General features: G+C 72.6%; 19 protein-coding genes. 4 read left to right on the top strand and 15 right to left on the bottom strand.

The annotated features are described in order from the left end of the window. Positions 1 to 21: 21 nt before the first annotated feature. Together ETU37_RS06945 and ETU37_RS06940 are read left to right on the top strand one after the other, a co-directional pair. Positions 22 to 1,125: a citrate synthase 2 gene (locus ETU37_RS06945; protein ID WP_129986529.1), complete on the top strand. Its 1,104-nt coding sequence runs from the start codon at positions 22 to 24 to the stop codon at positions 1,123 to 1,125. A 26-nt stretch (positions 1,126 to 1,151) separates the two neighbouring features. Next, positions 1,152 to 1,748, top strand: a complete 597-nt coding sequence (locus tag ETU37_RS06940) for a class I SAM-dependent methyltransferase (protein ID WP_129986528.1) — start codon at positions 1,152 to 1,154, stop codon at positions 1,746 to 1,748. Between the two features lie 27 nt (positions 1,749 to 1,775). Here ETU37_RS06940 and ETU37_RS06935 read toward each other — a convergent pair whose 3' ends face one another. The 8 genes from ETU37_RS06935 to ETU37_RS06900 all read right to left on the bottom strand — a co-directional run bounded on the left by ETU37_RS06935 (position 1,776) and on the right by ETU37_RS06900 (position 7,146). Further along, positions 1,776 to 2,357, bottom strand: a complete 582-nt coding sequence (locus ETU37_RS06935; RefSeq protein WP_129986527.1) for a dihydrofolate reductase family protein — start codon at positions 2,355 to 2,357, stop codon at positions 1,776 to 1,778. Positions 2,358 to 2,415: 58 nt separating this feature from the next. After that, on the bottom strand, positions 2,416 to 2,997 hold the full coding sequence (locus ETU37_RS06930) for a hypothetical protein (protein WP_129986526.1): 582 nt from the start codon (positions 2,995 to 2,997) through the stop codon (positions 2,416 to 2,418). Next, positions 2,997 to 3,419: an SRPBCC domain-containing protein gene (locus ETU37_RS06925; RefSeq protein ID WP_129986525.1), complete on the bottom strand. Its 423-nt coding sequence runs from the start codon at positions 3,417 to 3,419 to the stop codon at positions 2,997 to 2,999. The genes ETU37_RS06930 and ETU37_RS06925 overlap by 1 nt, the downstream gene beginning before the upstream one ends. 69 nt (positions 3,420 to 3,488) lie before the next feature. Then, entirely contained in the window at positions 3,489 to 4,271 is a 783-nt protein-coding gene (locus tag ETU37_RS06920; protein WP_276319674.1) for an amino acid ABC transporter ATP-binding protein, read from the bottom strand. Then, positions 4,264 to 5,232, bottom strand: a complete 969-nt coding sequence (locus ETU37_RS06915; RefSeq protein ID WP_129986524.1) for an amino acid ABC transporter permease — start codon at positions 5,230 to 5,232, stop codon at positions 4,264 to 4,266. Before ETU37_RS06915 ends, ETU37_RS06920 begins: the two co-directional genes overlap by 8 nt. Before the next feature lie 13 nt (positions 5,233 to 5,245). Continuing rightward, positions 5,246 to 6,172 (bottom strand): ABC transporter substrate-binding protein, encoded by a 927-nt coding sequence (locus ETU37_RS06910; protein WP_129986523.1) that lies wholly within the window; start codon positions 6,170 to 6,172, stop codon positions 5,246 to 5,248. Between the two features lie 133 nt (positions 6,173 to 6,305). Beyond that, on the bottom strand, positions 6,306 to 6,779 hold the full coding sequence (locus ETU37_RS06905; protein WP_240755595.1) for a GNAT family N-acetyltransferase: 474 nt from the start codon (positions 6,777 to 6,779) through the stop codon (positions 6,306 to 6,308). 1 nt (position 6,780) lies between these two features. Further along, positions 6,781 to 7,146 (bottom strand): zinc-ribbon domain-containing protein, encoded by a 366-nt coding sequence (locus tag ETU37_RS06900; protein ID WP_129986522.1) that lies wholly within the window; start codon positions 7,144 to 7,146, stop codon positions 6,781 to 6,783. Positions 7,147 to 7,273: 127 nt separating this feature from the next. Here ETU37_RS06900 and serC point away from each other — a divergent pair, with 127 nt between their 5' ends. Continuing rightward, positions 7,274 to 8,398, top strand: coding sequence for a phosphoserine transaminase (serC, locus tag ETU37_RS06895; protein WP_240755594.1), 1,125 nt, complete (start codon positions 7,274 to 7,276; stop codon positions 8,396 to 8,398). Between the two features lie 34 nt (positions 8,399 to 8,432). On the opposite strand, the gene ETU37_RS06890 is transcribed toward serC, so the two are convergent. The 3 genes from ETU37_RS06890 to ETU37_RS06880 form a co-directional block, all read right to left on the bottom strand. Then, entirely contained in the window at positions 8,433 to 9,434 is a 1,002-nt protein-coding gene (locus ETU37_RS06890) for a DNA topoisomerase IB (protein WP_129986520.1), read from the bottom strand. Positions 9,435 to 9,513: 79 nt separating this feature from the next. Then, positions 9,514 to 10,494, bottom strand: coding sequence for a hypothetical protein (locus ETU37_RS06885; protein WP_129986519.1), 981 nt, complete (start codon positions 10,492 to 10,494; stop codon positions 9,514 to 9,516). Beyond that, the gene (locus ETU37_RS06880) at positions 10,478 to 11,725 is read right to left on the bottom strand and encodes a class I SAM-dependent methyltransferase (RefSeq protein WP_129986518.1); all 1,248 of its coding nucleotides are present in this window, start codon (positions 11,723 to 11,725) and stop codon (positions 10,478 to 10,480) included. Before ETU37_RS06880 ends, ETU37_RS06885 begins: the two co-directional genes overlap by 17 nt. 237 nt (positions 11,726 to 11,962) lie before the next feature. Between ETU37_RS06880 and ETU37_RS06875 the strand changes: the two genes are divergently transcribed. Then, positions 11,963 to 12,574: a hypothetical protein gene (locus ETU37_RS06875; RefSeq protein WP_129986517.1), complete on the top strand. Its 612-nt coding sequence runs from the start codon at positions 11,963 to 11,965 to the stop codon at positions 12,572 to 12,574. Between the two features lie 39 nt (positions 12,575 to 12,613). Here ETU37_RS06875 and ETU37_RS06870 read toward each other — a convergent pair whose 3' ends face one another. The 4 genes from ETU37_RS06870 to ETU37_RS06855 all read right to left on the bottom strand — a co-directional run bounded on the left by ETU37_RS06870 (position 12,614) and on the right by ETU37_RS06855 (position 17,134). Next, positions 12,614 to 13,897: an MFS transporter gene (locus ETU37_RS06870; RefSeq protein WP_129986516.1), complete on the bottom strand. Its 1,284-nt coding sequence runs from the start codon at positions 13,895 to 13,897 to the stop codon at positions 12,614 to 12,616. Continuing rightward, a complete protein-coding gene (locus tag ETU37_RS06865; RefSeq protein WP_240755593.1) occupies positions 13,894 to 14,346 on the bottom strand; it encodes a MarR family transcriptional regulator in 453 nt (150 codons plus the stop codon). The genes ETU37_RS06870 and ETU37_RS06865 overlap by 4 nt, the downstream gene beginning before the upstream one ends. 281 nt (positions 14,347 to 14,627) lie before the next feature. Next, entirely contained in the window at positions 14,628 to 16,208 is a 1,581-nt protein-coding gene (locus ETU37_RS06860) for an ABC transporter permease (protein ID WP_129986514.1), read from the bottom strand. After that, complete coding sequence (locus ETU37_RS06855; RefSeq protein WP_129986513.1) at positions 16,205 to 17,134, bottom strand: ABC transporter ATP-binding protein; 930 nt, start codon at positions 17,132 to 17,134, stop codon at positions 16,205 to 16,207. Before ETU37_RS06855 ends, ETU37_RS06860 begins: the two co-directional genes overlap by 4 nt. Between the last annotated feature and the right edge of the window lie 30 nt (positions 17,135 to 17,164).

Raw genomic sequence — 17,164 nt, 5'->3', positions numbered from 1 at the left:
CCCGCAGAGGAAGGTCGCTGCATGACCGAGGTCCACCACGGCCTGGAGGGCGTCGTCGCCTTCGAGACCGAGATCGCCGAGCCCGACAAGGAGGGGTCGGCGCTGCGCTACCGCGGCGTCGACATCGAGGAGATCGTCGGCCGGGTGCCGTTCGAGAACGTCTGGGGCCTGCTGATCGACGGCGCCTACACCCCCGGCCTGCCGCCCGCCGAGGCCTACAACATCCCGGTGCACACCGGCGACGTCCGCGTCGACGTGCAGGCGGCGATCGCGATGCTGGCGCCGGCCTTCGGGTTCCGGCAGACCTACGACATCACGGTCGAGCAGGCCCGCGCGGACCTCAGCCGGGTCGCGGTCATGGTGCTGTCGTACGCCGCCCAGTCCGCCCGCGGCCTGCACAAGCCGGTCGTGCCGCAGAGCGAGGTCGACCAGGGCCGCACGCTCGCGGAGAAGTTCCTGATCCGCTGGAAGGGCGCCGCGGACCCCAAGCACGTCAAGGCGATCGACGCCTACTGGAGCAGCGCCGCCGAGCACGGCATGAACGCCTCCACCTTCACCGCGCGGGTCATCACCTCGACCGGCGCCGACGTCGCGGCGGCGTTCTCGGGCGCCATCGGCGCGATGAGCGGGCCGCTGCACGGCGGCGCGCCGTCGCGGGTGCTCGGCATGATCGAGGAGGTCGAGCGGTCCGGCGACGCGGCCGGCTACGTCAAGGGCCTGCTCGACAGCGGCGAGCGGCTGATGGGGTTCGGCCACCGGGTCTACCGGGCCGAGGACCCCCGTGCCCGCGTGCTGCGCCGCACCGCGCGCGAGCTGGACGCCCCGCGCTACGAGGTGGCCGAGTCCCTGGAGCAGGCCGCCCTCAAGGAGCTGCGCGAGCGCCGGCCCGACCGGGTGCTGGAGACCAACGTGGAGTTCTGGGCGGCGATCGTGCTCGACTTCGCCGAGGTCCCGGCGCACATGTTCACCTCGATGTTCACGTGCGCGCGCACCGGCGGCTGGTCGGCGCACATCCTCGAGCAGAAGCGCACGGGCCGGCTGATCCGGCCGTCCGCCGTCTACACCGGACCGTCCGCCCGCAAAGCCGACGAGGTCGAGGGCTGGAAGAAGGAGTGGTCGGCCTAGCCGGCCTGGTCGCGTAGGGTCCGCCCGTGAGCACCGACGAGACCCGCGCCCTGTGGGACGCGGAGGCCGCGACGTTCGACGACGAGCCCGACCACGGCCTCGCTGACCCGGCCACCCGCGCGGCCTGGCGCGAGCTGCTGCTCGAGCACCTGCCGCCCGCTCCGGCCCGCGTCGCCGACCTCGGCTGCGGCACCGGCACGCTGTCGGTGCTCCTCGCCGCCGAGGGGTACGACGTGCGCGGGATCGACCTGTCGCCGGAGATGGTCGCGCGGGCGGAGGCCAAGGCCGAGGCGGCCGGGGTCGCGGCGACGTTCGCCGTCGGCGACGCGAGCGACCCGCAGCTCCCGGCCGGGTCGTTCGACGTGGTGCTGTCCCGGCACGTGCTCTGGGCCCTGCCCGACCCGGCCGCCGGCCTGGCACGCTGGGTCACCCTGCTCGCGCCCGGCGGCCGGCTGGTGCTGGTCGAGGGCCGCTGGTTCACCGGCGGCGGGCTGACGTCGGCCCAGACCGAGGAGCTGGTGCACGGCACCGGCCGCAGCGTGGCGGTCCGCCACCTGCCCGACCCGGTCTACTGGGGCAAGGAGATCTCCGACGAGCGCTACCTCGCGGTGAGCGTGCGCTGACCGGCCCGCCCGGGCCGGTCGACGGCGTCAGTGCACCGTCGGCCGGTAGACGAGCTCCTGCGTGCGCCGGTCGAGGGTCCGGCTCTCGAGCAGCTCGAGGTCGAAGTCGGCGGCCCCGCCGAAGACCGGGTTCACGCCGCTGCGCCCGGTGATGACGGGGAAGATCGTCACCTGCACCCGGTCGACGAGACCGGCGGCCATCAGCGCCCAGTTCAGGGACAGGCTGCCGTGGGAGCGCAGCGGCACGTCGGACTCCTCCTTGAGCCGGGTCACGACCTCGACGGCGTCACCGCGCGCGACGGTCGCGTCCGGCCAGTCGAGCGGCCCCTCCAGCGTCGAGGACACGACGGTGGTCGGCAGGTTCCTCATCCGGGTGACCCAGGAGTCGCGCACCTCGGAGTCCTCGTCGCTCTCCGCCAGCATCGTCACGAACTGCCGGAACGTCGTGGCGCCGAAGACCATCCGGTGCTCGTCGCCGTACACCCCCTCGCGGTGCGCGATCAGCTCGGGACCCTGCTTGCCCCAGTAGCCACCCCAGTCACCGGGCGGGCCGTAGGAGCCGTAGCCGTCGAGGCTGGCGAAGACGTCGAAGGTGTAGGTCGCGGTCATGGGGCACTCCTCGGGTGCGGTGGTCCGTCTCTTTAGTGACCGGGACCGGACGCAAGAGTCATCGCGCGAGGCGCGCGGCCCGGCCGACGTGGCCGGAGACGTGGTAGCCGTGGCCGTAGGGGTCCGTCGCCGTGCCCGCCTCCCAGTAGGCGATGCGGCGGCCGCCGACCCGCACGGTGCGGACGTCGGGCCGCTCGCCGTCGGCCACCCGGGCGGCGTCCTGCGCGCACGCCGGCACCATCCGGGTGCCGCGGCCGGGCGCCGTCCAGCGCACGTCACGCGTGGACGGGCCGTGCTGCGGGTTGAAGTAGCAGGGCGGCTTCAGCTCCGGGAGCGGCTGCCGGTCGAGCCGGGAGCGCACGCAGGCCATCGCGTAGCGCGCGGTGGACAGCGTGTCGACGACGGCGGCGATGTCGTCGGCCCGGCGCATCCGCGGCACCGAGCGCTGCGCGGCCTCGTAGGCGTCGAGCGCATTCTGGTAGTCGACCCGGCCGTCCCGGTCGAGCCGCGCCACCTCGCCGTCGAGCCGGGTCAGCTCCTCGCCGAGCTGCGTGACGTCCTCGTCGGCGAGGACGCGCACGGCGGCGAGGTCCTCCTCGGCCTCGCGCTCCCTTCGACGGCGGCGGCCGGGCAGGCGCATCAGGTCCCGCTCACGAAGGCGAACCGCTCGAGGATCAACGGCCAGTCACCGAACTTGTCGCGGTGGGCGACGTTCCCCTCGTGCCAGCCGCCGTGCTCGACGACCACCTCGGAGCCCGTGTCGGTGTCGGCGAACCGGACCGTCAGCGAACTCGGCGAGTCCGGGTCCTGGGTGAGCGTCCAGGTCTGGGCGTACGTCGTACCGGGGTCCCAGGCCGTGACCTCGCCGAGGACGAGCTCGTCACCGTGGATGTCGGTCATGACGACCAGGCCGCCGACGCGCGGCTCGATCCGCACCCCGTCGAAGGCGTCCGGGTCGGGCGAGTAGGCCTCGGGCCACCACTCGGAGATCCGCTCGGTGAACACCTCGAAGGCGGTCGCGGCGTCGACGTCGAGGGCCACCACGTGCCGGTGCGGATCCATGCGCCCATGATGGCCCAGCGACCGCACGTCGGGAACCACCCGGAACCGACGACCCGGGACGGGTCGCGGTCAGAGCACCTTCGACAGGAACGCCTGCGTGCGCTCGTGCTGCGGGCTGTTGATGACGTCGCGCGGGTTGCCCGCCTCCACGACGACGCCGTCGTCCATGAAGACGAGCTGGTCGCCGACCTCGCGGGCGAACCCCATCTCGTGGGTCACCACGATCATCGTCATTCCGGCCTCGGCGAGGCCGCGCATGACGTCGAGCACCTCGCCGACCAGCTCCGGGTCGAGGGCACTGGTGGGCTCGTCGAAGAGCATGAGCTTGGGGTCCATCGCCAGGGCCCGCGCGATCGCCACCCGCTGCTGCTGGCCGCCGGAGAGCTGTGACGGGTACATGTCGCAGCGCTCCCCCAGGCCGACCCGTTCGAGCAGCTCGAGCCCGCGCCGGCGGGCGTCGGCGCGGTTCGCGCCGCGCACCTGCACCGGCGCCTCCACCACGTTGCCCAGGGCGGTCATGTGGGGGAAGAGGTTGAAGCGCTGGAACACCATGCCGATGTCGCGGCGGTGCTGGGCGACCTCCTTCTCCTTCAGCTCGTAGAGCTTCCCGCCGCGCTGCCGGTAGCCCACGAGCTCGCCGTCCACCCACAGCCGCCCGCCGCTGATCTGCTCCAGGTGGTTGATGCAGCGCAGGAACGTCGACTTCCCCGACCCGGACGGCCCGACGACGCACATCACCGTCCTCGGCATCACCTCCAGGTCGACGCCCTTGAGCACCTCGACGCGGCCGAAGTGCTTGCGCACCCGCTCGGCCTTCACCATCGGGGTCGGGGTCTCCGTCGCCTCAGGCATCCTCACTCCCGTTCTCGGGGGCCTTGGTCCGGTTCGCCAGCAGCGCCCGGCGGTTCCCGCGGTCGGTGCTGCGGCGCGTGCCGCGGCTGAACCGACGCTCGAGGAAGTGCTGGCCGACCATGAGCACGCTCGTGATCGCCAGGTACCACAGGCACGCCGCCACCAGCATCGGGAACAGCTGGAACGTGCGCGAGCCGATGGCCTGCAGCTGGAAGAACAGCTCGTAGTAGGGCACGAACGCCACCAGCGCGGTGTCCTTGACCATCGCGATCGTCTCGTTGCCGGTCGGCGGGACGATCACGCGCATCGCCTGCGGCAGCACGATCCGCCGCATCAGCCGACCGCGCGACATGCCCAGGGCCTGCGCCGCCTCCGTCTGGCCCTCGTCGATCGAGGAGATGCCGGCGCGCACGATCTCGGCCATGTAGGCCGCCTCGGACAGCGCCAGTCCCAGGAGGGCGGCGACGAAGGCGGTCAGGATGGTGTTGGCGTCGACGCTGAGGAACCGGCCGTCGAGGCTGAGGCCGAACAGGTCGGCGATCTGCCGGTCGAACGGCACGCCCAGGTCGTACTGCGCGTACAGCACGCCCAGGTTGCCGAACAGGATCAGCAGGACGACGCGCGGCACGGCGCGGAAGAACCAGACGTAGATCCACGCGCCGCCCGACAGCACCGGGTTGGGCGAGAGCCGCATCACCGCGAGGACGATCCCCAGGGCGACACCGATCACCATCGCGAGCACGGTGAGGATCAGCGTGTTCTTCGCCCCGCTCAGCACGGGCGCGGAGAACGCGTTGTCCCGGATGAAGCCCCACTGGAACGCCTCGTTGGTGACCAGCATGTGCACGAACATCGCGGACAGCAGCACGACCAGGGCGCTGGCCACCCAGCGGCCGGGGTGTCGGACGGGGACCGCCCTGATCTCCGCCGCGGCCTCGTCGTCCGTGCTCGTCGCCGACATCGCGAGCCCGCGCCTACTCTGCGGCCGGCGGGTCGACCTGCGCCTTGGCCACGGCGCCGTCGTCGACCTTCCAGCGGCCGAGGATCCTCTGGTAGGTGCCGTCGGCGATCAGGGCGTTCACCGCCCCGGCCAGGGCGTCGGAGAACGCGGTGTCGCCCTTCTTCACGACGTAGCCGTACAGCGCCGCGTCGTACAGCTCCCCCACCTTCTCCAGGCGCCCGCCGGTCTGGCTGATGGCGTAGGCGATGACGGGTGAGTCCGCGAGCATCGCCTGGTCCTTGCCCGACACGACGGCTGACGTGGCCTGGTCCTGGCCCTGGTACTGGTCGACCTGGATCGCCGGGTCGCCGTTGTCGGTGCAGTCCTTGGACCGGCTGGTGACGTCGTCGGCCTGCACGGTCCCGCGCTGGACGGCGATCTTCTTGCCGCAGGCGTTGTCGGGATCGATCCCGTCGGGGTTTCCCGTCGGGGCAGCCCACTGCGTACCGGCGTTGAAGTAGCTGATCATGTCGGTCTGCTTCTCGCGGTCGGCGTTGATGGAGAACGACGAGACCCCGATCTCGTACTTGCCCGAGGAGACGCCCGGGATGATGGCCGAGAACGGCGCCGGGACGAACGTCGTGCGGAGCCCGAGCTTCGCGGCGACCGCCCGGAACAGGTCGACGTCGAACCCGACCACGGTCTGGCCGTCGGGCGCGAGGAACTCGTTCGGCGCGTACGTCGCGTCGGTCCCCACGGTGATCTTGCCGTCGGAGGAGATCGCCGAGGGCACCTGCTTGGCCAGCTTCTGGTCGACCACCACCGACCTCTCGGCCTTCGACGAGGCCGAGCCGGCAGGCTGTGCGGTCTCGGTGCCACCACCTCCGCACGCGGCCAGCGTCAGGAGCGCCACGGCTCCGGCGAGAAGGGTGAGCGGGGAAGAGCTCGTCGAGTGCCTCATGGTCGCCTCCCGGGCGGGTCGTTCGCACCACGGACCCGGCGGCCGCACGGCCAGGGGTCTCCCTCACCGTCCGCCCGCAGGCGGGGAGGCGACAGGGCCGAACGGCCCCCGCCGGGGGACCCTTACGGGCCGGTCAGAGCCGCTTGCCGAAGCAGCGCGAGAGAGGCGATCGGGCGTAGTGGCCGAACTTCTCGACCGGCTCGTAGCCGGCCGACTCGTAGAGCGCGATGGCCTCGGGCTGGGCGACACCGGTCTCCAGCACCATCGTGTCGGCGCCGGACTCCGCCGCGGTGCGCTCGAGGTGCGCGAGCAGGGCGCGGGCGAGGCCCATCCTCCGGCCGGCGCGGGCGACGTACATCCGCTTGATCTCGGCCGAGCTGCTGCCCCCGAGCCGGGGCACGTCCGGGCGGGACCGCCAGCCGCCCATCGCGACCGGGACGTCGCCGAGGTAGCCGACGAAGAAGGCCCCGGCCGGCGCGACGAACATCTCCGGGTGCAGCGGGGTCGCGTCCGGGCCGCCGTAGCGCTCGACGTACTCCGCCTGGACCTCCGCGATCAGCGCCTGCGCGGCCGAGTCCGTGATCGCGACGTGCTCGATGCGCAGCACGTCAGGCCAGCTGGGCGCCGCAGGCGTCGCAGAAGCGGGCCGCGGCGTCGTTCTGGCGGCCGCAGGTCCGGCACCCACGCCCGCCGGCGGCCATCCCCTCGCGCAGCCGTGCGACCTGGGCGCGGGCGACGCTGAGGTTCACCAGCATCAGACCGATGCCGAGCACCGGGATCCCGACCATGAGCATCCAGAACTTCGTCGGCATGCCGAAGCCGTCGACGGTCAGGAAGTCGTAGGCACCCGTGCCGAGCAGCACGGCTCCCACGACCGCCATCGCGCCGCCGCCGTAGCGGAGAACGGTCTGGCCGACCGGCCGCTGCCGGACCTCGCCCGGGTGGCCGGACGGCCCCAGCGGGAGGTTGCTCATGATTCGTCCCCGTTCCGACGTGTCGTTGGCGGGTGACAGAATAGGCCCGCGCCCGGCCAAGGTCCGGGACGCTCTGACAACGGGGTCAGGTCGCACTCACCACGAGACGTCTGACGAGGTACCTGTCGTGACCGACACGATCACCATCCCCGACCACCTCAAGCCTGCCGACGGCCGTTTCGGCGCCGGTCCCTCCAAGGTCCGGGTCGAGGCCCTCGAGGCGCTGGCCGCCACCGGCACGTCGCTCCTGGGCACCTCCCACCGCCAGGCGCCGGTGAAGAACCTCGTGGGCCGGGTCCGTGAGGGGATCTCGTCGCTGTTCTCGCTGCCCGACGGCTACGAGGTGGTCCTCGGCAACGGCGGCGCCACGGCGTTCTGGGACATCGCCACGTTCGGCCTGATCCGCGAGCGCAGCCAGCACCTGTCGTTCGGCGAGTTCTCCTCGAAGTTCGCCACCGCCGCCAAGGCCGCGCCCTTCCTCGGCGACCCGTCGGTGATCACGTCCGACCCGGGCACGCGGCCCGCGCCGCGGGCCGAGGCCGGCATCGACGCCTACGCCTGGGCGCACAACGAGACGTCGACCGGCGTGATGGCTCCGGTACGCCGGGTCGAGGGGGCCGACGACGGCGCGCTCGTGCTGGTCGACGCGACCTCTGCCGCCGGCGGGCTGCCGGTCGACATCAGCGAGGTCGACGCCTACTACTTCGCGCCGCAGAAGAACTTCTCGTCCGACGGCGGGCTCTGGATCGCCGTGATGTCGCCCGCCGCCCTCGAGCGTGCCGCCGAGATCGCGGCGTCCGACCGGTGGGTCCCGGCGTTCTTCGACCTGCCGACCGCGATCGACAACTCGACCAAGAACCAGACCTACAACACCCCGTCCCTCGCGACGATGTTCCTCCTCAACGAGCAGCTCGACTGGCTCAACGGCCAGGGCGGCCTCGACTTCGCGGTGTCGCGGACGACCGACTCGTCGACCCGGCTCTACACCTGGGCCGACAAGACGTCGTGGACCACGCCGTACGTCACCAACCCCGACGAGCGCTCGCTGGTCATCGGCACGATCGACTTCGACGACGCCATCGACGCGGCCGCGGTCGCCACGGTGCTGCGCGCCAACGGCATCGTGGACGTCGAGCCCTACCGCAAGCTCGGCCGCAACCAGCTGCGCGTGGCGATGTTCCCGGCCGTGGACCCGGCGGACGTCGAGGCGCTCACCGCGTGCATCGACCACGTGGTCGAGCAGCTCGGCTGACCGACGCGCTGCGACGGGTGCTCCGGCCGCCGCTTCAGGTCGTGAGCATCCGACGCACGGCGCGCTCGTAGGCAGTCTGCCGCTCCTCCGGCGTCGGGTAGCTGCGGCGCACCGCGGACTCGATCGTCACGCCGTCCTCGTAGAGGTCGAGCACGCGCGGGTCGACGTACGAGCTCCGGGCGATCGCCGGGGTGTTGCCGAGGTACTCGGCGACCTCCTTGATCGCGGCGACGACGGCCCGCTTGCGCGAGGTCTTCGTGTCGCCGGGCTCGTCGCTGCCGGCCAGCGCGGCCGCGGCGAGGACGGTGGCGTGCCAGGTGCGGAAGTCCTTGGCGGTGATCTCGGCGCCGGTCGCGTCGCGGAGGTAGTCGTTGACCAGCGCGGCGTCCATCGGGGTCCAGGACCGGACCTTCTTGTAGGCGAGCAGCCGGTCTCCCCCGCCACGACGCCGGCGCATCGTGTCCACTGCGGCCACGGCCAGCGCGTCCTCGATCCGGATCTCGTGCTCGATGCCGGACTTGCCCTCGAACCGGAACACCAGCGCACCGTCGCGGGCCCGGACGTGCCGCTTCTCCAGGGTGGTCAGGCCGAAGCTGCCGTTGCTGTCGGCGTACGCGTCGGAGCCGATCCGGAAGTAGCCGAGGTCCAGCAGGCGTACGGCGGTCGCCACGGCGCGCTCGACCGGCATGCCGTCGAGGGCGAGGTGCTCCAGGATCGCGGCCCGGGCGCGCGGCAGCCTGGCGGCGACCTCGAGGACCCGGTCGAACTTCAGCTTGTCGCGCTTGGTCCGCCAGTCGGGGTGGTAGAGGTACTGCCTCCGCCCGGCCTCGTCGACCCCCACGGCCTGGATGTGCCCGTTGGGGAGCGGGCAGATCCACACGTCCTCCCACGCGGGCGGGATGACCAGGTCCTTGATCCGGGCGACGTGCTCTGCCGTCAGCCGCACGCCCTCGTCGTCGAGGTAGACGAAGCCCTTGCCCGCGCGGCGGCGGCTCCAGCCGCGGCTGGTGGGCGAGACGGTGCGGAGTCGTGGCACGCGACGGGGTTACCCCGATACCGATATCGGTAGTCGAAGCGTGACCCCTGGGTCACTCCCGGACGACCGATATCGGTAGTCAGCGGCGGCGCAGCCGCCACCAGGTCAGGCCGAGGGCTCCGAGCAGCACCACGCCCATCAGGACCCGTGCCGCGGCGGCGAGCGGGTGCGACCAGATGCCCCGGCGTCCGTCGCGGGGCTCCTGGGCCGCGGGTGCGTCGGGGACGTCCGCGGACGGGGATGCGGAGCCGGAGGCACTCGGAGACGGGCGCGGCGAGGTCGCCGGGTCGGCGGTGAGCCGCGCGGGTAGCCGCACCTGGAGCACGTCGGTGCCGACGCCCTCGCTCGACAGCAGCACCCGCCCGTCGCGACCGACGGCGACCGCCTCGCCCTGCCGCTGCTCGGGGAGGTTCACGGTGCCGCTGACCTCGAACGCCGGGAACGTCAGGACGGTGGCGCTGCCGTAGCCGCGCAGCACGACGTGCTCCCCGTCGGGCAGGAACGCGCCGTCGGTGACCAGGCCAGGCACCTGCGCGAACCGTCGCATCGTCGTGACCGTGCCGGGCCGCGCGCCGGCCGGGACGGCGTAGACGGTCCCGCCGAACACGTTCTTGGAGACCACGAACAGCTGCCCGGTGCGCGGGTGCGCGAGCACCGCCTCGGCGTCGCGCGGGCCGTCGGGGTAGCGCAGGTCGAGCCGCTGCGCGCCGCCGCTCCCGGGCCGCACCCGGTAGAGCGCGACGGTGTCCCGGTCCGCTCCGTTGTCGCCGACGTCGCCGACCCAGACCGTGCCGCCGCGCCCGGGCGCGAGGGCCTCGACGTCGACCACCTCGTCGGTGGTGTACGTCGTCCGGGTGGTCGTGCGGCCGCTCGCCGGGTCGACGCCGTACAGCACCGGGCCGGAGCCGGAGTCGTTGACCGTGTAGACGACCGACCCCGCGTCGACGAGGCCGCTGGACTCGGCGATCTCGGGGTCGTCGAATGTGAACAGCACGCTCGACGGGACGGCGGCGACGACCAGCCCGGCCGCCGCGGCGGCGGCGCTAGAGAAGCCGGTCATGCAGCCGCTCGGCGAGCGCCGGGTGGACGCCCCAGGTGCGGACCAGGTCGTCGTACTCCGCGCGCGCCTCCGGCGAGGCGTCGGCCCCGGTGCGGACGGCGCGGAGCAGGGTGTTGCGGGGGGTGTGCTTGGACTCGACGAACTCGATCACGTCGACGCGGTAGCCGACCAGCCGCAGCACGCCGGCGCGGACGGCGTCGGTGAGGGTGTCCGCGAAGCGCTCGCGGAGGATGCCGTGCCGCGTCAGGAGGGAGTACGGCGCGGGAGTGGGCGCGCGGCGCAGCTGGGCGGCGACGTCGTGGTGGCAGCACGGCGCGGCGAGCACCAGCGGCGCCTCCCAGGTCACGGCCCGGGCCAGCGCGTCGTCGGTCGCGGTGTCGCAGGCGTGCAGGGCGAGCACGACGTCGGGCGGCTGGGGCAGCGTGGCGCCGGCGATGTCGCCGACGACGAAGGTCGCGGTGTCCCCGATGCCGAGCTGCTCGGCGACGGCGGTGTTGTGGTCGGCCGACTGCTGCTTGACGTCGACGCCGACGACGTGGACGGGCAGCCCGCGGACGTCGCGCAGGTAGGCGTGCGCGGCGAAGGTCAGGTAGGCGTTGCCGCAGCCGAGGTCGACCACGCGCAGCGGGTCGTCGGCGGTGGGCGTGCGCAGCCGGCCCGAGGCGAGCGCGTCGTCGACGGCCGGGCCCAGGCTGCGGAGGAACTCCTCGACCTGGCGGTACTTGGCCTGCCGGCTGGGCTTGACCCGGCCCTGCTCGTCGGCGATGCCGATCGCCCGGAGGACGGGGTGGTCCTCGGGCAGCAGCCGCGGCTTCTTCCGGTCGTGCGCCTTGGCGTCCGCCGTGTCCGGCGGGGCACCGTCGGGCCCGGCGTCGGCCGCGCGGGCGGAGGTGTGGACCATCGCCTCGAGCTTCTTGGTGACCCGGACCTGGTGCGTCTCGGTGGCGGTCTCGACGTGCCAGTTGCCGAAGGGCTCGTCGAGCAGCGCGTCGACGGCGTCACGGGCGTCGCCGCCGGGCTCGTGGTTGCTGGTGTGCGCCTGCGTGTCGTCGTACGCGGTCACCTGGAGCCGTCGCCCGGCCTTGAGGTCGACGTACCGGAGCTCCACGCGGCGCCAGCGCGGCTGCCGGCCCTTCTGCCGTCCCGAGGCGACGGCGCGGACCAGGGCGGTGTCGTCGAGCAGCAGGCCGCGCGTGCGCGCGAGGGCCCGCAGGAGGGGCTCAGCAGCCATCGTCGCCCTAGCCGCGCACGAGCGCCGCGACGGCGACGATCAGGATCAGCCCGACGAGTGCACCGGGGATCACCATGCGGCGGTAGCGGGGGTTCACACCGGCCAGTTTATCGGGGCGGACCGGACGGCCCGATCGCGCTATGGACCCCTCCCGGTCCCGGTCCTAGCGTCCCGAGAGGGGGCAACGGTGCCCCCTGTCGACGTGTGCGCGCGCCGATCCGCCGGAGGGAGAGAGCAGTGTTCATCCAGATCATCCAGGGGAAGTGCACCAAGCCGGACGAGCTGCGGGCGCTCGCGGACCGCTGGCAGACCGAGCTGGCACCGGGCGCGACCGGCTACCTCGGGGGCACGTACGGCTTCACCGACCAGAACGAGATGGTCGCGGTGATCCGGTTCGAGTCGCGCGAGGCGGCGATGGCCAACTCGGCCCGGCCCGAGCAGGGTGAGTGGTGGGCGCAGATGGAGCGGATGTTCGACGGTCCCGTCGAGTTCCACGACTGCGACCGCGTCGTGATGATGATGGACGGCGGCTCCGACAGCGCCGGCTTCGTGCAGGTGATCCGCGGCAAGATGGACGACCCCGACGCGCTCGAGGCCGGCATGACCCAGATGGAGACGATGCTCCACGACGCCCGCCCGGAGATCATCGGCGCGACGTTCGCGATCGAGCCGGACGGCACCTTCACCGAGACGGTGGCGTTCACCGACGAGGCCGCGGCCCGCGAGGGCGAGGCCAAGGCGATGCCGACCGAGGGCCCGGAGCACGACATGATGAAGCAGTTCTGGGAGTCGATCCACGACCTGGAGTTCCGCGACCTGCGCGCGCCCTGGTTCGCCACGAAGGCCTAGCGCGTCGGCCCCGGACTGCCCCTGGCAGCCGCCCCGGGGTCAGCGCACCAGCTCGGGCTGCCGACCGCGCTTGCGCAGCCGCGGCCGCTCGTTGACCTCGGGGTCGAGCATGCCCTGCGTGCGGGCGAACAGCGCCGCCGCGACCACGACGCCGACGATCGTGCCCAGACCACCGCCGATGAGGGTCCAGCGGGCGCCGAACGTCTCACCGATCCAGCCGACGATCGGCGCCCCCACGGGCGTGCCGCCCATGAAGATCATCATGTAGAGCGCCATCACGCGCCCGCGCATCATGGCGGTCGTGCCGAGCTGCACGGTGGCGTTGGCCGCGGTGATCATGGTCAGCGCGGTCAGGCCGAGCACGGGCGTCCAGAGCGCGTAGACGAGGTACGACGGCGACAGGCCGGCGAGCACCTCGACCACCCCGAACGCCAGCGCCGCGAGCACCACCAGCCGGTAGCGCGGGCGACCGCGCCGGGCGGCGAGCAGCGCGCCGGTGAGCGAGCCGAAGGCCATCGTCGTACCGAGGATGCCGTAGGCGGAGGCACCCTTGCCGAACACATCGGTCGTCATCAGCGCGGACGTCATCTGGAAGTTGAGGCCGAACGTGCCGGCGAAGAACACGATCGCGAGCACCAGCATCAGGTCGGGGCGGCTGCGGACGTAGCGCATGCCCTCGCGGATCATCCCCTTGCCGCGCGCGGCGAGCTCGGCGGGATCGAGGTCCTCGGCGCGCATCTTCTGCAGCACGAAGATCACCGATCCGTAGCTCAGGCCGTTGGCCATGATCACCCAGCCGGTCGCCTCCGCACCCGAGCCGAGCGCGGCGATCAGCAGGCCGGCGAGCGCCGGGCCCACGATGCGCGCGAGGTTGAACGACGCGCTGTTGAGGCCCACCGCGTTGGTGAGCAGGTCGGGCTCGACCATCTCCGACACGAACGACTGCCGCGCCGGCGCGTCGAACGCCGTGCCGATGCCGAACACGAACGCCAGCACGTAGACGTGCCACGGCTCGGCGACCCCGGTCACGGCGAGCAGGCCGAGCAGCAGCGCCGGCCCCGCCATCATCAGCTGGGTCACCTGGAGCAGGCGGCGCTTGGGGAACCGGTCGGCGACGAGGCCGGCGTACGGCGAGAGCAGGAGCATCGGCAGGAACTGGAGGCCGGTCGTGATGCCGAGCGCCGTGCCGTTGTTGTGCGTCAGCTGCAGCACCAGCCAGTCCTGGGCGACCCGCTGCATCCAGGTGCCGGTGTTCGACACGATGCCACCGGCTGCGTACAGCCGGTAGTTGCGGTTCGACAGGGCCTGGAACGTGGGGCTCAACTATGCGCCAGCCTTTCGATGATGGGGGCAGCTGCACGGAGCAGCCGGCGTTCTTCGGGGGTGAGCTCGCGGAGCCGCTGGGCGAGCCAGGCGTCGCGGCGCTTGCGGTCCGCGGCGAGGGTCTCCTCGCCCTTGGCGGACAGGGAGACGACCACCTGGCGGCGGTCGGTCTCGTGCGGCCGTCTCTCGACGTAGCCGCCGTCGACCAGGCAGTTGACCGTGCGCGTCATCGACGGCGGCTGGACCCGCTCGATCCCGGCCAGCTGACCGACGGTCAGTTGGCCGTTGCGGAACAGCGAGCCCAGCACGGACAGCTGTCCGACCGGGAGCAGCTCGTTGAGCGGGTCGCGCTCCGACCGGAGTCGCCGGCTCAGCCGCGCCACCGAGACACGCAACAGCGACGCCAGACCGGTGTCCGTGCGCGCAACCTGCTCGACCGTGGGTGTCATATCGTTAGCGTAACTCATTAGTCTTGCTAACTATTCCCAATATGTGCCGAACTCAGCCACAGGAATGCACGCGGTCACCGACCCGGCCCGGCAGAGAGCCCCCGCCCCAGAACGCCGCGGCCGGGGTCCGGGTGGAATGTCGACCGAGGGGTCCGTTGGGCACCGACACGCGCAGCGTCGACCTGCCCAACTGACCCCTCGGTCCGCGTTTGTGGTGAGGAGCGCAGTACATGGATGCGCACCCGGGCAGGGAGCCGGCCACGGTGGAGAGCCGGCCACGGCTAGCCGATGTCGCGCCTCCGGTAGCCCACGGCACCGAGCGCGATGAGGCCGACGCCGAGGAGGGTCAGCGCGAGGAGGGGGGCGAGGGCGACGGGCTCGACGGGGACCTGGGGCAGGTGCTGGAACGGCGAGAGGCCGTCGACCCAGTCCGGGAGGCGGAGCAGGCCGCCGAGCCAGCCGATCACGACGGCGAAGCCGAGTGCGGCCCATGCGAGGGCGGTGGCGCGCTGGGCCCAGCCGAGGAGCAGCACGGCGAGGCCGACGAGCACGAGGACCGCCGGCAGCTGCACCCACGAGAGCGCGACGAGGCGCAGCACCTGGTCGGCACTCCCCCGCACGAGCGCGTCGGCGATCCCGACGCCGAGGCCACCGAGGCTGACCAGCAGGGCCGCGCCGCCGAGGGTGACCACGAGCGGGCTGAGCAGCATCCGCCAGCGCGAGACCTGCCCGGCGAGCATCGGCTCGACGCGCCCCGCACCCTCCTCACCGTGCAGCCGCAGCGCGGACGCGACGGCGAAGCCGGCCGCGCCCAGACCCATGAACAGCAGCGCCGTGCCGAAGAACGCGTCGGTGACGGAGCCGCCGGTCTGCTCGAAGTACTGCTGCAGCGTCGGGTTGTCCTCGACCATGTTCTCGAGCTGCTCGCTGAAGGAGCCGAACACCAGCCCGAGCAGCACCAGCGCGACGGCCCAGGCGATGACGGTGCCGCGCTGCAGCCGCCAGGCCAGGCCGAGCGGCGAGGAGAGGGACCGGCCGGCGCGCGCGGCGCCGCGGCGGTCGGGGAACACGCCGGAGCCGACGTCCCGCCTGGTGGTGAGCCAGCCGGCGCCGACGAGCAGGAGCGCGGCGACGAGGAGCGAGACGGCCAGGGGCCACCAGCGGTCACCGTCGAACAGCAGGACCTGCTGCGACCAGCCGATCGGCGAGAGCCACACGAGCCCGCTGCCCTGCACGTCGCCGATGGCGCGCAGCGCGAAGGCCGCACCGAGCACGGCGAGCGTCGCGCCGGTCGCGGTGCGGGCGTGCGACATCAGCTGGGCCGCGACGGTGGCGATCGCGGCGAACACGATGCCGAGCGCGGCCACCGAGGCGCCGTACAGGAGGGAGGCGCCGGTCCCGAAGTCCTGGGCGGCGACCGACGCGGTCACACCCAACCCGATGACCACGGACGTGGCGCAGGCGACGATGACGGCAGCCGCGGTGCCAGCGTGCCGGCCGACGACGCCGGAGGCGAGCAGCTCGGTGCGGCCCACCTCCTCCTCGGCGCGCGTGTGCCGTACGGCGGTCATCGCGGCCATGATCGCGACGCCGATGAGGACGGTCAGGCTGGTCTCGTAGACGATGATCCCCTGGATCGTGTCCAGCGCGACGGGCGGTCCGGCCATGGCGACGCTGGCCGGGCTGGAGCCGATGTTGCGCTGGTACGACGCGATCTTCACCGCGGTGTCGTAGGTCGAGGCGACGCCGGCGGCCGAGGCGGCGGTGATCCCCACCAGGGCGAGCACCCACACCGTCAGGCGGATCCGGTCGCGCCGCAGCACGAGCCGCAGCAGCGACGCGGTGCCGAGGAGACCGTTCATCGGGCGCCCGCACTCTCGGTGTCCGTGGGCTCCACCGGCTCGACGCTCTCGCCGAACTGGCGGAGGAACAGCTCCTCCAGCGTCGGCGGGTGGCTGACCAGGGAGGTGACCCGCAGCGGCGCGAGGTAGTCCATCGCCTCGTCGAGGTGGTCGGTGTCGACGTCGAAGTGCACCTTGCCGTCGACGTGCTCGACGCGGAGGACGCCCGGTACGCCGGCCAGCCCGTCGGCGGGCTGCTGGGTCGAGACGATCACGGTCGTGCGGGTGAGCTGGCGGAGCGCGGCGAGCGTGCCGGTCTGCACGATGCGGCCGGACCGGATGATGCTGACCCGGTCGCAGAGCGCCTCGGCCTCGGCGAGGATGTGGCTGGAGAGCAGGACGGTGCGGCCCTCGGCGCGCAGCTCGTGCACGCAGTCCTGGAACGTCGCCTCCATCAGCGGGTCGAGGCCCGAGGTCGGCTCGTCGAGGAGCAGCAGCTCGGCGTCGGAGGCCAGCGCCGCGACGAGGGCGACCTTCTGCCGGTTGCCCTTGGAGTACGACCGCGCCTTCTTGGTGGGGTCGAGGTCGAAGCGCTCGAGCAGCTCGGCCCGGCGCCGCTCGTCGAGGCCGCCGCGCAGCCGCGACAGCAGGTCGATGGCCTCGCCGCCCGTGAGGTTCGGCCATAGGCTGACGTCGCCGGGCACGTAGGCGACGCGGCGGTGCAGCGTCGCGGCGTCGCGCCACGGGTCCCCGCCGAGCAGCGTGGTCTCGCCGGAGTCGGCGCGCACCAGCCCCAGCAGGATCCGGATGGTCGTCGACTTGCCGGAGCCGTTGGGGCCGAGGAAACCGTGCACCTCTCCGGTGGCCACCTCCAGGTCGAGCCCGTCGAGGGCCCGGGTGGTGCCGAAGGTCTTCACGACGTCGTGGGCGGAGATGGCCGTTGTCATGCCGACAGTCTGGCACCGGATTCACAGATT

Origin of the sequence: Nocardioides iriomotensis, assembly GCF_004168035.1 — a bacterium.
GTDB lineage: Bacteria > Actinomycetota > Actinomycetes > Propionibacteriales > Nocardioidaceae > Nocardioides_B > Nocardioides_B iriomotensis.
This window is presented reverse-complemented; position numbering and strand designations above follow the sequence as displayed.